Here is a 14020-nt window from a genome sequence, read left to right as displayed (position 1 = left end):
TCCGCCACCCCCGCCGCCGCAGCGGCCGAACCCGCCCTCGGGCAAGCCGCAGGCGGAACCGACGCCGACTCCGTCGCCGCCAACGCCGCCGGCCCAGACGGCCGAGGCCGACCCGATGGCGATCTCGCCGACCGAGGCGCCGCGCCCCGGCTCACGGCCGAAGGCGCCGCCGCCGGCGCCGACACAGCAGGCGGCCACGCCAACGCGGTCGACTTCGGCGTCGCAGCCGCAGAATGACGAGATCGCCGGCCTGCTGGACGGGCAGCCGAGCGGACGGACATCCAGCCGCCAGTCGAACAGGCCGCAGCGGGCGACCGGGCAGGGCGGTCGTGAGACGCGCCTGTCGCGCGGTGACGAAGGCCGGATCCGCGACACGGTCAAGCAGTGTTGGAACACCGGCCCCCTGGAAGGTGCGATGAACAAGCCCGTGGTCCAGATCCGGGTCGCCCAGGTCCAGCCCGACGGCACGATCCTGCCCCAGGACATCACTGTCGCCGATGACGGCGGCGACCGGGCCTGGGCCAATGCCGCGCGGCGGGCGGTCGCGAACCCGACCTGCCAGCCTTGGCCGATGCCGAGCGGCGGGTGGCCGAACGATTCGTTCCTTCTTGTGTTCGATCCCAAGGACATGTTCTGACCAGCCAGGAACCGAGGTGCAGATGATGAAACGAGGCTTCCTCCAGACCACGCTGGCCGCCCTGGCTGCGGTCGTATCCCTCTCGCTCGTGCCGGCAGCGGCCCGGGCCGAGATCCGGATCGACATCAATCAGGGCGTGACCCAGCCGATGCCGATCGCGATCACCGACTTCCCCGGTGACCCGGTCGGCAGCCAGATCAGCCAGATCATCTCGGCGGATCTGCAGCGCTCCGGCCTGTTCGCGCCGATCGACCCGCGCGCCTTCACCCAGGACGCGGCGTCGCTGCAGCAAGGCCCGCGTTTCGCCGACTGGAAGGTGCTGGCGGCGCAGGCCCTGGTCACCGGCCAGATCCGCCCGCGCGACGATGGCCGCTTCGACGTCGACTTCCGGCTCTGGGACGTCAGCGCCGAGCAGCAGCTGACCGGCCTGACCCTGACCGGCGACAGCAGCCTGATGCGCCGCGTCGCCCACAAGATCGCGGACGAGATCTACCGCGCCGTGACCGGCGAGGACGGCTATTTCGACACCCGCATCGTCTATGTCTCCGAGACCGGGCCCGAGACCAACCGGGTCAAGCGCCTGGCGATCATGGACCAGGACGGCGCCAACCATCAGTTCCTGACCGACGGCTCGCAGCTGGTGCTGACGCCGCGCTTCTCGCCCAGCACGCAGCAGATCACCTACCTGGCCTATGTCGGCAACAAGCCGCGGGTCTATCTGCTCGACCTCGGCAGCGGCCGGCAGGAATCGCTCGGCGACTTCGCCAACATGACGTTCTCGCCGCGCTTCAGCCCGGACGGCAACCGGGTGATCTTCAGCATGGCGCAGAACGGCAACACCGACATCTACGTCATGGACCTGCGCACCCGCTCGGTGCAGCGCCTGACCTCCGACCCCTCGATCGAGACCTCGCCCTCCTACTCCAAGGACGGGTCGCAGATCGTGTTCGAGAGCGACCGCGGCGGCAGCCAGCAGCTCTACATCATGAATTCCGACGGGTCGGGCGTCCGCCGCCTCAGCTTTGGCCAGGGCCGCTACGGCACGCCGGTGTGGTCGCCGCGTGGCGACCTGATCGCCTTCACCAAGATCACGGGCGGCAGCTTCTCGATCGGCGTGATGCGGCCGGACGGCACCGGCGAACGCGACCTGGCCTCGGGCTTCCTGGCGGAAGGCCCGACCTGGGCGCCGAACGGCCGCGTGCTGATGTACACGGCGAGCGGCGGTGGCGGCAGCAAGCTGGTGACGGTTGACATCACCGGCCGGGTCAGCGCCGCGGTGCCGACGCCCTTCGATGCGTCCGACGCCGCATGGTCGCCGCTGTTGCCGTGACGACAAGCCGCAGAAATGCTAGGAATTACGCAAGAAATACCTTGCGGAGCAGGCAGTAACCTGCTTTTCCCTCAACCGCTTTCCGAATCGTAACGTCGGATCCACGTCAGGGGCAAAGAACCATGCGTCTCAAGATTGTGTCCCTCATGGGCGCTCTGCTGCTGGCCACCGCCTGCAGCTCCACCCAGAACGCCGGCACCGGCGCCGGCACCGGTGGTCTCGGCACGGGCGGCACCGCCGCTCCCGGCTCGCAGCAGGATCTGGCTCAGAACATCGGCGACCGGGTGTTCTTCTCGCTCAACGGCTTCGACCTGAGCCCCGAGGCTCAGGCCACGCTGAACAAGCAGGGCGGCTGGCTGCAGCAGTACCAGAACGTCGCCGTGACCGTCGAAGGCCACGCCGATGAGCGCGGCACCCGCGAGTACAACCTCGCGCTCGGCGACCGCCGCGCCAACTCGGTGCGCAACTACCTGATCGCCAATGGTGTCGCCCCGTCGCGGGTCACCACCATCAGCTACGGCAAGGAGCGTCCGGCGGTGCCGGGCCACGACGAGTCGGCCTGGGCGCAGAACCGCCGGGCAGTCACCGTCGTCAACTGATCCCGCTGGCCGGCGGACCGGTGCCCCGGTCCGCCGGCGGATGGAAGACTTGCGCGCCGGACGGCGGCAGCGGCTTGGCCGTTGTCGCTGTGCCCGGCGCGTCTTATTTTCGCCGCTGGGATCGGCCCAAGATCAATCCGACATCGGTCCCTTGGCCAAGGCCGAACCCCGTGTCCCGAACCAAGGAGGTGGAGGCAACATGCCGGCTTCGCAGAGGCGATGGAGTGTATTCGCGGCCGCGGCGCTCGCCGTCGCGGTTCTGGCCCCGTCCGGGCCCGGCCGGGCGCAGAGCTACGAGGCCCAGCTCGAGGTCCGCGTCAGCACGCTGGAGCAGCAGATCTCGCAGCTGACCGGCCAGATCGAGCAGCTGCAGTACCAGAACCAGCAGCTGGCCGACCAGCTGAAGCGGGCCCAGGCCGATATCGAGTTCCGGCTGAACGAGCTCGAAGGCGGCGGTGGCGGCGCCAAGGCCGCGCCGGCGCCCGCTCCGGCCCGGAAGGCGCCGTCCCAGGGCAGCGCCCCGGCCGCGCCGCGGACGCCGCAGCCCTTTACCCCGACGCCGTTGGTGCCGCCGAAGCGGTCCGACGCCGGCCCGGTGCCCCAGGGCTATGAGGACCAGGGCGACAGCCTGACCGCGCCGCAGGAGATGGGCGCGGCCGAGCCGGGCCCGGCGCCGCAGGTGCCGGGCTTCGCCTCCACCGAGCCGCAATCCTACGGCCTCGGCGGCGCGGCGCCGGTCGATGCCACGGCCGCGTACAACCAGGCCCAGGGCCTGTACAATCGGGGCGACTACAATGGCGCCATCGCCGGCTTCAACCAGGTCATCGCCGCCAGTCCCGGCGGCGGCCTGGCCGGCAACGCCCAGTACTGGCTGGGCGAATCCCTGCTGGCGGTGGGCCGCCCGGGTGAGGCGGCCAACGCCTTCAACGCCGCCTGGTCGATGGACCCGCGCGGCCCCCGGGCGCCGGATGCGCTGATGCGGCTGGCCCAGTCGCTGGTCGCCGCCCGGCAGGACCGCCCGGCCTGCGACGCCTTCGCCCGGCTGGTGGCGGACTATCCCGACGCCCCGGCGCAGATGCTGCGCCGCGCCAAGGACCAGCAGCTGCTGATGCGCTGCTGATGCATGAAAGACCCGGTCGCCGCCGAGCCCGTCTCGCCCGGGCCTGTCTCGGATGAGGAATTCGCCGCGCGGCTCGACCGCCTCGGCCCGTTCGACCGGCCTCTCCGCCTTGCCGTCGCCGTTTCGGGCGGCCCCGACAGCATGGCGCTCAGCCTCCTCGCCGCACGCTGGGTCCGGCAGAGGGGCGGCCAGATCCTGGCCCTGACCGTCGATCACCGGCTGCGCCCGGACTCGACCGCCGAAGCCGCCGCCACCGGCGCTTCCCTGACCCGCCACGACATTCCGCACCGGATCCTGACCTGGGCCGACGCGCCCGCCCGCGCCTCGCAGGATCAGGCGCGCCGCGCCCGCTACGACCTGCTGGACCAGGCCTGCCGCGAGGCCGGCATCCGCGACCTGGCTGTCGCCCATCACCGCGAGGACCAGGCCGAGACCGTGCTGCTGCGCCTGGCCAGGGGCAGCGGCGTCGACGGACTGGCCGGCATGGCCGCCTGGCGCCCGGCGCCTTGGGGCCGGCTGCTGCGGCCGCTGCTCGGCCTGCCGAAGGCCCGGCTGGTGGCCACCTGCGCCGCCTTCGGCGTGGTCCCGGCCGATGATCCCTCCAACCGGCGCACCCGCTACGCCCGGGCCCGGCTGCGCGCCGCCCGCGAGGTGCTGGCGGCGGAAGGGCTGACCGAGGACCGCCTGCTCGTCCTGGCCCGCCGGGCCGGCCAGGCCCGCGCCGCGCTGGAGCGGATCACCGCGGAGCTGGGCGGCCGTGCCGTGCGGCTCGACCCCGCCGGCTACGCCGCGATCGAGCTGCCGGCCCTGCGGCAGGCGGATCCGGAGATCGCCCGGCGCCTCCTGGCCTCTGTCGTCGCCTGCATCGGCGGCGGGGCCGAGGCGCGGTTTGACGCCCTGGAGCGGCTGGGAGAGGCGCTGCGCGCCGGTGCGCTGCTGGGTCGCACCCCCGCATGGACCCTGGGGCGGTGCCGCCTGCGCGCGGCCGGCGACCGGCTGCTGGTGTTCCGCGAGCGCCGCCACCTGCCGGAAATCCCCGGCCCGCCCCCCGGAAGATCCTTGCTCTGGGACGGTCGCTTCCGCATCGAAACGCCCGCCGATGCCGCTCCGGACGACCGGATCGCAGCCTGGGGCGACGCGGCGGTGGGGCAGGAGAGGCCGGCCGATCTCCCCTTCGATGCCGCGGCGGTTCTGCCGGCGCTGTGGCGGAATGGCAACGTGCGCCGCCGCCCGAGCCTGGCCGATACGACCGGAAACGGCCTGTTCCTGCGGTTCGAGCCGCTCAGGCCCCTCCTGCCGAATGGATTCCCGGTTGTTTAGACGCGGCGCTATATTATCTACTAGCGAGCCTCCGGAGGCATTCCGGGGACCCACGACGCCGTGGCGCCGCGCAAGCGGTATGCGCGGGACATGAGGCGACCGTCCGTGAATAATTTCGGCAAGAACTTCGCGCTCTGGATCATCATCGGCCTGCTCCTCCTGGCGCTGTTCAACCTGTTTCAGACCTCCGGCGGGCGCAGCTCGCAGGGTGAGCTGGCCTATAGCGCGCTGGTGAAGGCGGTCGAGGACAAGCAGATCGCCGATGCCCGGATCCAGGGGCAGACCATCTCCGGCCACTACACCAACGGCCAGTCCTTCCAGACCTACGCGCCGGATGGCACCGACATCGTCAACCGGATGACCCAGAACGGCGTCCTGGTGCAGGCCGCGCCGATCGACGGCCCCAGCCCGTTGCTGAACATCCTGGTGTCCTGGCTGCCGATGCTGCTGCTGATCGGCGTCTGGATCTTCTTCATGCGCCAGATGCAGTCCGGCGGCGGCAAGGCCATGGGCTTCGGCAAGAGCCGCGCCCGGCTGCTGACCGAGCGTACCGGCCGCATCACCTTCGACGACGTCGCCGGCATCGACGAGGCCAAGCAGGAGCTCGAGGAGATCGTCGAGTTCCTGAAGGACCCGCAGAAGTTCCAGCGCCTGGGCGGCAAGATTCCGAAGGGCGTGTTGCTGGTCGGCCCTCCCGGCACCGGCAAGACCCTGACCGCCCGCGCGGTGGCGGGCGAGGCCAACGTGCCGTTCTTCACCATCTCGGGCTCCGACTTCGTCGAGATGTTCGTCGGCGTCGGCGCCTCCCGCGTCCGCGACATGTTCGAGCAGGGCAAGAAGAACGCCCCCTGCATCATCTTCATCGACGAGATCGACGCGGTCGGCCGCCATCGCGGCGCCGGCCTGGGCGGCGGCAACGACGAGCGCGAGCAGACGCTGAACCAGCTGCTGGTCGAGATGGACGGCTTCGAGGCGAATGAGGGCGTGATCCTGATCGCCGCCACCAACCGCCCGGACGTGCTGGACCCGGCGCTGCTGCGCCCCGGCCGCTTCGACCGCCAGGTGGTGGTGCCGAACCCGGACATCATGGGCCGCGAGAAGATCCTCAAGGTCCATATGCGCAAGGTGCCGCTGGCGCCGGATGTCGACCCCCGCACCATCGCCCGCGGCACGCCGGGCTTCTCGGGCGCCGACCTCGCCAACCTCGTCAACGAGGCGGCGCTGCTGGCCGCCCGGCGCGGCAAGCGCGTGGTCTCCCATGCCGAGTTCGAGGAGGCCAAGGACAAGGTCATGATGGGCGCCGAGCGCCGCTCGATGGTCATGACCGACGAGGAGAAGAAGACCACCGCCTATCACGAGGCCGGCCACGCCATCGTCGGCCTGTACGTGCCGGAGCATGATCCGATCCACAAGGCGACGATCATCCCGCGCGGCCGGGCCCTGGGCATGGTCATCAGCCTGCCGGAGAACGACCGCATCAGCTGGGCCAAGATCCAGATGGAATCGCGGCTGGCCATGACCTTCGGCGGTCGCCTGGCGGAAGAGCTGATCTTCGGGCCGGAGCGGGTGACCAGCGGTGCCTCGAGCGACATCCAGGCGGCGACCAACCTGGCCCGCGCCATGGTCACCGAATGGGGCATGTCGCCGAAGCTGGGCCGGCTGCGCTACAGCTCGAACGGCCAGGAGGTGTTCCTCGGCCATTCGGTGACGCAGACGCAGAACGTCTCGGAGGAGACCGCCAAGATCATCGACGAGGAGATGCGTCGCCTGATCGAGGAAGCCGAGAGCAAGGCCCGCAACATCCTCACCGAGCACATCGACCAGCTGCACCTGTTGGCCAATGCGCTGCTCGAGTTCGAGACGCTGACCGGCGACGAGGTGCGGGGCCTGATCCTGCGCGGCGAGCCGATCGTGCGGCCGGAGCCGAATGACGAGCCGCCGCCGCCGAAGCGCCCGACCAGCGGCAAGCGCACCTCGGTGCCCTCGGGCGGCGCCAAGGGCATTGATCCGGAGCCGCAGCCGGGTACGTGATCGGGCGGGCACCTGACCGGATGGCGACTGACAAGACCCACGGGCCGCGTTTCGACGCGGCCCGTGCCGTTTCCCTCTCCGACGATTTTGCGCCCTGGGCCGTCCAGCCCGGGGTGCGGCCGTATCTGCGGCCGCTCGGCTTGGCGGACGGCGCGCCCGGGGCGCTGCCCTTGGCCGGAGGCCCGCTGTCCTTCGACCGGGTCGAGCTGATCCTGCGGCGGGAGTCCCCCTCACCCTCCCGTTCGCCAACGCGAACGGGCCCCTCCCTCTCCCCAGGGAGAGGGGAACCATTACCTCTCCCCTGGGGAGAGGTCGGAACCGCGGCAGCGGTTCCGGGTGAGGGGGCGGCACCGGCCCATCCGTCGTCTGAAAACCTCCGAGCCGTCGCCGATCTCGCAACCTTGCGCCGCTGGGCCGAACGGCACGGCCTCGGCGATGCGATCGAGGACCGGCTCGACCGGCTCAGCCGGCCGCGGCCCGCCTTCGCCGGGCTCGATCTCGGCCGGCCCCGGCTGATGGGCATCGTCAACGTCACCCCGGACAGCTTCTCCGACGGCGGCGACTTCGCCGACTCCAGCCGCGCCATCGCCCATGGCCTGGCGATGGCCGAGGCGGGGGCGGAGATCCTCGACATCGGCGGCGAATCGACCCGGCCGGGCTCCGCCCCGGTATCGGCTGGGGAAGAGATCGCCCGGATCGAGCCGGTGATCCGCGATCTCGCCAACCGGGGCCTGGCCGTGTCGATCGACACCCGTCACGCCGTGGTGATGCAGGCGGCGCTGGCCGCCGGCGCCCGCATCGTCAACGACGTCACCGGCCTGACCGGCGACCCCGCCAGCCTCGGTGTCGTCGCCCGCGCCGGCTGCCCGGTGGTGCTGATGCACATCCAGGGCGAGCCGCGGACGATGCAGCAGAATCCGGTCTATGACGACGTCCTGCTCGACGTGTTCGACTGGCTGGAGGAGCGGGTGGCGGCCTGCGCCGCTGCCGGGATCCCGGCGGAGCGCATCGCGGTCGACCCCGGCATCGGCTTCGGCAAGAAGTCGCTGGACCACAATCTGCCCCTGCTGCGCGGACTGTCGCTGCTGCACGGGCTCGACTGCGCCGTGCTGCTCGGCGTGTCGCGCAAGCGCTTCATCGGCACCCTGTCCGGCGCCGCCGACCCGAAGGCGCGGGGGCCGGGGTCGGTCGCGGCGGGGCTGTACGGCGTGGCCCAGGGGGTGCAAATCTTACGGGTGCATGACGTCGCGGAGACGCGGCAGGCGCTGGCCGTGTGGTCGGCGCTGCAGGTGGGGATCGAGGCGGAGGCAGGGGACTAGATGACGCGCAAGCTGTTCGGGACCGATGGCATCCGCGGTCGTGCGAATGTCGAACCGATGACGGCTGAGACGGCGCTGAAGGTGGCGACGGCCGCGGCGGCGCAGTTCCGCCGGGGCGACCATCGCCACCTGGTGGTGATCGGCAAGGACACGCGCCTGTCCGGCTATCTGCTGGAGCCGGCGCTGACCGCGGGCTTCATCGGCGCCGGCATGGATGTCACCCTGGTCGGGCCGATCCCGACCCCGGCCATCGCCATGCTGACCCGGTCGCTGCGCGCCGATCTCGGCGTGATGATCTCGGCCTCGCACAACCCGTATGAGGACAACGGCATCAAGCTGTTCGGGCCGGACGGCTACAAGCTGTCGGACGAGGTCGAGCGCGAGATCGAGGACCGCATCGCCCAGCCGGCCGAGGACCAGCTGGCCCCGGCGGCCCGGCTCGGCCGCGCCCGGCGGCTGGACGACGCCTCCGGCCGCTACATCGAATACGCCAAGAACACCTTCCCCAAGGGCCTGCGGCTCGACGGGCTCAAGGTGGTGGTCGACTGCGCCAACGGCGCCGCCTACAAGGTCGCCCCCGCGGTGCTGTGGGAGCTGGGGGCCGAGGTCGTCACCATCGGCGTGTCGCCGGACGGGCTGAACATCAACAAGGGCTGCGGCGCCACCGCGACCGATGTGATGCAGCAGGCGGTGGTGGCCCATGGCGCCCATCTCGGCCTGTCGCTGGACGGCGACGCCGACCGGCTGATCATGGCCGACGAGACCGGCCGCCAGATCGACGGCGATCAGCTGATGGCGATGATCGCGCGCGACTGGGCCGCCGGCGACCGGCTGGCCCAGCCGGCCGTGGCCGCGACGGTGATGTCGAATCTCGGCATGGAGCGGTTCCTGGGCGGTCTCGGCATCAACCTGATCCGCACCGCCGTGGGTGACCGCTATGTGGTCGAGACGATGCGCGAGCGCGGCCTCAACCTCGGCGGCGAGCAGTCAGGCCATATCGTCATGAGCGACTACGCCACCACCGGCGACGGGCTGATCGCGGCGCTGCAGGTGCTGGCGGTGATCCAGCAGGCCGGCCGCCCGTCCAGCGAGGTGTTCCGGGTGTTCGAGCCGATGCCGCAGCGGCTGCGCAGCGTCCGGTTCACCCCGGTGCCGGGCGCGCCGTCGCCGCTGGAGCAGGCCCTGGTGAAGGATGCGATCGCCGCGGCCGAGGCGAAGCTGGGCAAGGACGGCCGCCTGCTGATCCGCAAATCCGGCACCGAGCCGCTGATCCGGGTGATGGCCGAGGGTGAGGACGCGGCGCTGATCGAAAGCCTGGTCGGCGAGATCTGCGCCACCATCGAGACCGCGGCGTAGTCACCAAACTCCACATCGTCATGGCGAGCCCCGAAGGGGCGTGGCCATCCAGGGGCCGATGCGGGCGGCCCTGGATGGCCACGGCGCTCCGCGCCTCGCCATGACGGGATAGGAAAGGGCGGCTCAGTCCGAACATCCTGCCTTGCGCAAAATTGCGCGACCAGATCTGCGCCGGACGCTTCGCAGATAGCGATTGACGCGGCGCCGTCGATCCATATGCTCGGCGGCGGGCCACGTCCCCCCACCGGGACGCTGCTATCTGGAAGGATAGACATGACTGCGAGTGCGCTCGCCCCCACGCCCGGACTCCGTCCGCGCAACCCCAATTTCTCCTCCGGTCCCTGTGCCAAGCGTCCCGGCTGGTCGCTCGAGGCGCTGCAGAATGCCGCCCTCGGCCGGTCGCATCGCGCCGGCATCGGCAAGGCCAAGCTCGCCGACGTGATCGAGCGGTCGAAGCGCGTGCTGCGCATGCCCGCCGGCTGGCGCCTGGCCATCGTGCCGGGGTCGGACACCGGCGCCGTCGAGATGGCGCTGTGGACCCTGCTCGGCGCCCGCGGCGTCGACCTCCTGGCCTGGGAAAGCTTCGGCGAGGGCTGGGTCACCGACGTCGTCAAGCAGCTGAAGCTGCCGGATGTCCGCACCTTCACGGCGCCGTATGGCGCGCTGCCGGACCTCGGCCAGGTCGATTTCGACCGCGACGTGGTGCTGACCTGGAACGGCACCACCTCCGGCGTCCGCCTGGCCAATGGCGATGCCATCCCGGCAAACCGCCAGGGCCTGGTGATCTGCGACGCGACCTCGGCCGCCTTCGCCATGGACCTGGCCTGGGACAAGCTCGACGTCGTCACCTGGTCCTGGCAGAAGGTGCTGGGCGGGGAGGGCGCGCACGGCATGCTGGCCCTGTCGCCCCGCGCGGTGGAGCGGCTGGAGAGCTATACCCCGGCCTGGCCGCTGCCGAAGGTGTTCCGCCTGACCTCCAAGGGCAAGCTGGCCGAGGGCCCGTTCAAGGGCGAGACCATCAACACCCCGTCGATGCTGTGCGTCGAGGACGCGATCGACGGCCTGGCCTGGGCCGAGGAGATCGGCGGCCTGCCGGCACTGATCGAGCGGTCGGAGAACAATCTCGCCGCCGTCGCCGCCTGGGTCGCGCGCACCCCCTGGGTCGACTTCCTGGCGGCGGATCCGGCGATCCGGTCCTGCACCTCGATCTGCCTGAAGATCGTCGACCCGGCGGTCACGGCGCTGGACGAGGAGGCGCAGGCCGCGGTGCCGAAGAAGATCGCCTCGCTCCTGGAGAAGGAAGGCGTCGCCTTCGACATCAACGGCTATCGCGACGCGCCCCCGGGCCTGCGCATCTGGGGCGGCGCCACGATCGACACCGCCGATCTCGAGGCGCTGCTGCCCTGGCTCGACTGGGCGTTCGACCGCGCCCGGGCCGAGCTGAAGCTGGCCGCCTAGCCTTTCCCATCCTTCCTCGTCATTGCGAGCGTAGCGAAGCAATCCATAAGGCAGCCCGGACCGGCATCATGGATTGCTTCGTCGGCTTCGCCTCCTCGCAATGACGAACGCTCTTACGGAGCCACGTCCATGCCCAAGGTTCTCATTTCCGACAGCCTGTCCCCGGCCGCCGTCGCCATCTTCCGTGACCGCGGCGTCGAGGTCGACGTCAAGACCGACCTGAAGCCCGAGGAGCTGAAGGCGATCATCGGCCAGTATGACGGCCTCGCCATCCGCTCGGCCACCAAGGTGACCAAGGAGGTGCTGGCCGCGGCGACCAACCTCAAGGTCGTCGGCCGCGCCGGCATCGGCGTCGACAATGTCGACGTCCCGGCCGCCACCCAGCGCGGCGTGGTGGTGATGAACACGCCCTTCGGCAACTCGATCACCACCGCCGAGCACGCCATCGCCATGATGTTCGCGCTGGCCCGGCAGCTGCCGGACGCCAACGCCTCGACCCATGCCGGCAAGTGGGAGAAGTCCCGCTTCATGGGCGTCGAGCTGTTCGGCAAGACGCTGGGTCTGATCGGCTGCGGCAATATCGGCTCGATCGTCGCCGACCGCGCCATCGGCCTGAAGATGAAGGTCATCGCCTACGACCCGTTCCTGTCGCCGGAGCGGGCGCTGGACCTGGGCGTGGAGAAGGTCGAGCTGGACGGGCTGTTCGCCCGCGCCGATTTCCTGACCCTGCACACGCCGCTGACCGACCAGACCCGCAACATCATCGACGCGGCGGCGATCGCGAAGATGAAGCCGGGCGTGCGCATCATCAACTGCGCCCGCGGCGGGCTGATCGTCGAGGACGACCTGCTGGCGGCGCTGAAATCCGGCCATGTCGCCGGCGCGGCGCTGGACGTCTTCGCGGTCGAGCCGGCGAAGGAAAGCGCCTTCTTCGGCCTGCCCAACGTGGTCTGCACCCCGCATCTCGGCGCCGCCACCAGCGAGGCGCAGGAGAACGTCGCGCTGCAGGTGGCCGAGCAGATCTCGGACTTCCTCCTGTCCGGCGCCGTGACCAACGCGCTGAACATGCCGTCGGTGACGGCGGAGGAGGCGCCGAAGCTGAAGCCGTATCTCGCTCTGGTCGAGCAGCTCGGCGGCTTCGCCGGCCAGATCACCGAGACCCGGCTGAAGGCGGTCAACATCACCTATGAGGGCGATGTCGCCCAGCTGAACACCCGGCCGATCACCAGCGTCATCCTCGCCGGGCTGCTGCGGCCGCTGCTCGACAGCGTCAACATGGTGTCGGCGCCGGTGGTGGCGCGCGAATACGACATCGATGTCAGCGAGACCAAGCGCGAGACCTGCGAGGACTACCACACGCTGGTGCGGCTGACGGTGACGACCGAGCGCCAGACCCGCAGCATCGCCGGCTCGCTCTTCGCCGGCACCAAGCCGCGGATCGTCGAGCTCGAGGGCATCTCGCTGGAGGCCGAGGTGGCGCGCAACATGCTGTTCGTGCGCAACGAGGACAAACCCGGCTTCATCGGCCGCCTCGGCACAGTGCTGGGCGATGCCGGCATCAACATCGCCAACTTCAACCTCGGCCGGCGGCCGGAGGGCGGCAGCGCCCTGGCGCTGGTGTCGGTCGACAGCCCGGTGGCGGAGGAGATCGTCAAGACCGTGCAGGGCCTGCCCAGCGTCGTGCAGGCCAAGGCGCTGAACTTCTGATCCGACGTCACTGACCCAATGGAAAACCCCGGCCTGAGGCCGGGGTTTTTCTTTTCTTCGTCATTGCGAGGAGGCGAAGCCGACGAAGCAATCCAGGGGCCACGCCAAACGGCCCTGGATTGCTTCGCTGCGCTCGCAATGACGCGGGGAGTGGCCCGGCCTCAGAACGGCGAATCCGGATAGTAGAACTCCTTGGCGTTGTCCTTGGTCACCAGCGTGGCGTCGAGGATGTAGCGGCCGCGGACCGGCAAATGGTCGTAGAGATTGGCGGCGGTCAGGTCCATCGCCACCGCGACCATGGCCGGCGGGTACAGCACGTCGACCGGGATCATCTTGTCGCCGTCCATCACCTTCTTGACCATGTCCTTCATGCCGGCGCCGCCGACGACGAACTTGATGTCGCTGCGGTTGGCCTGCTGGATCGCCTCCAGCACGCCCACGGCCATGTCGTCGTCCTGGCACCACACCGCGTCGATCTTCGGGTACTTGGCCAGGTAGTCCTGCATCACCTTGAAGGCGTCGTCGCGGCTCCAATTGCCGAACTGCTTGTCCAGCACCTTGATGCCGCTGCCGGCGATCGCCTCGTCGAAGCCCTTGATCCGCTCCTCGTCGATCACGATCGGCAGGCCGCGGATGACGACGACGTCGCCGGTGCCCAGCGTGTCCTTGATGTACTTGCCGGCGACGCGGCCCAGCTCCGGGTTGTTGCCGGCGACGTAGAGGTCCTGGATCGACTGGTCGCTCAGCGCCCGGTCGACCACGGTGATGAAGACGCCCTTCGACTTCACCTGGCGGATCGGGTCGGTCAGCTCGTCGGAGTTGTGCGGCAGGGCCACCAGCGCGTCGATGCCCTGGGTGGTCAGGTCCTCCAGCGCATTGGCCTGGGAGGCGCCGTCCGGCGAGGTCTTGACGATCACCTTCAGCCCCGGATAGCGGGCCTCCAGCGCCTTCGCCTGCTCCTGCGCGTGGTAGACCACGCCGCCGGTCCAGCCATGGTCGGCGGCCGGGATCGACACGGCCATGGTCTTGGTCTGCTGCGCCTGGGCGGCGCCGAAGGCCGCCATCAGGGCCACCGCGGCCAGGCCGATCATCTTGAAACGCATTTGATTCCTCCCCAGGAAATCGAGCCTGTTGTGGACGGGT

At 70.2% G+C, this 14020-nt stretch carries 10 protein-coding genes and 1 pseudogene; 10 read left to right on the top strand and 1 reads right to left on the bottom strand.

From position 1 onward, the window contains the following. The 10 genes and pseudogenes from BWR60_RS37085 to serA form a co-directional block, all read left to right on the top strand. Positions 1-637: pseudogene (locus tag BWR60_RS37085) on the top strand (hypothetical protein); the annotation flags it as partial. Between the two features lie 22 nt (positions 638-659). Then, on the top strand, positions 660-1967 hold the full coding sequence (gene tolB, locus BWR60_RS15885) for a Tol-Pal system beta propeller repeat protein TolB (protein ID WP_088151997.1): 1308 nt from the start codon (positions 660-662) through the stop codon (positions 1965-1967). Between the two features lie 122 nt (positions 1968-2089). Then, the gene (pal, locus tag BWR60_RS15880) at positions 2090-2566 is read left to right on the top strand and encodes a peptidoglycan-associated lipoprotein Pal (RefSeq protein WP_088151996.1); all 477 of its coding nucleotides are present in this window, start codon (positions 2090-2092) and stop codon (positions 2564-2566) included. Positions 2567-2765: 199 nt separating this feature from the next. Further along, positions 2766-3686, top strand: a complete 921-nt coding sequence (gene ybgF / locus BWR60_RS15875) for a tol-pal system protein YbgF (RefSeq protein WP_088151995.1) — start codon at positions 2766-2768, stop codon at positions 3684-3686. 3 nt (positions 3687-3689) lie between these two features. Then, positions 3690-5006, top strand: a complete 1317-nt coding sequence (gene tilS / locus BWR60_RS15870) for a tRNA lysidine(34) synthetase TilS (RefSeq protein ID WP_088151994.1) — start codon at positions 3690-3692, stop codon at positions 5004-5006. A gap of 105 nt (positions 5007-5111) precedes the next feature. Continuing rightward, positions 5112-7037, top strand: a complete 1926-nt coding sequence (gene ftsH, locus BWR60_RS15865; protein WP_088151993.1) for an ATP-dependent zinc metalloprotease FtsH — start codon at positions 5112-5114, stop codon at positions 7035-7037. Between the two features lie 401 nt (positions 7038-7438). After that, a complete protein-coding gene (folP, locus tag BWR60_RS36375; RefSeq protein ID WP_230983071.1) occupies positions 7439-8356 on the top strand; it encodes a dihydropteroate synthase in 918 nt (305 codons plus the stop codon). Then, positions 8357-9712, top strand: a complete 1356-nt coding sequence (gene glmM, locus BWR60_RS15855; protein ID WP_088151991.1) for a phosphoglucosamine mutase — start codon at positions 8357-8359, stop codon at positions 9710-9712. Between the two features lie 273 nt (positions 9713-9985). Continuing rightward, positions 9986-11170: a phosphoserine transaminase gene (locus BWR60_RS15850; RefSeq protein ID WP_088151990.1), complete on the top strand. Its 1185-nt coding sequence runs from the start codon at positions 9986-9988 to the stop codon at positions 11168-11170. Between the two features lie 129 nt (positions 11171-11299). Continuing rightward, positions 11300-12877, top strand: a complete 1578-nt coding sequence (serA, locus tag BWR60_RS15845; protein ID WP_088151989.1) for a phosphoglycerate dehydrogenase — start codon at positions 11300-11302, stop codon at positions 12875-12877. 161 nt (positions 12878-13038) lie between these two features. Here the strand turns inward: serA and BWR60_RS15840 are convergent, their stop codons facing one another. Beyond that, positions 13039-13980, bottom strand: a complete 942-nt coding sequence (locus BWR60_RS15840; protein WP_088151988.1) for an ABC transporter substrate-binding protein — start codon at positions 13978-13980, stop codon at positions 13039-13041. Between the last annotated feature and the right edge of the window lie 40 nt (positions 13981-14020).

Origin of the sequence: Inquilinus limosus, from assembly GCF_002195995.1 — a bacterium.
GTDB classification, from domain to species: domain Bacteria; phylum Pseudomonadota; class Alphaproteobacteria; order DSM-16000; family Inquilinaceae; genus Inquilinus; species Inquilinus limosus_C.
Note: the sequence above shows the minus strand (reverse complement) of the source record. Positions and strands in the feature narration are given on the sequence as shown.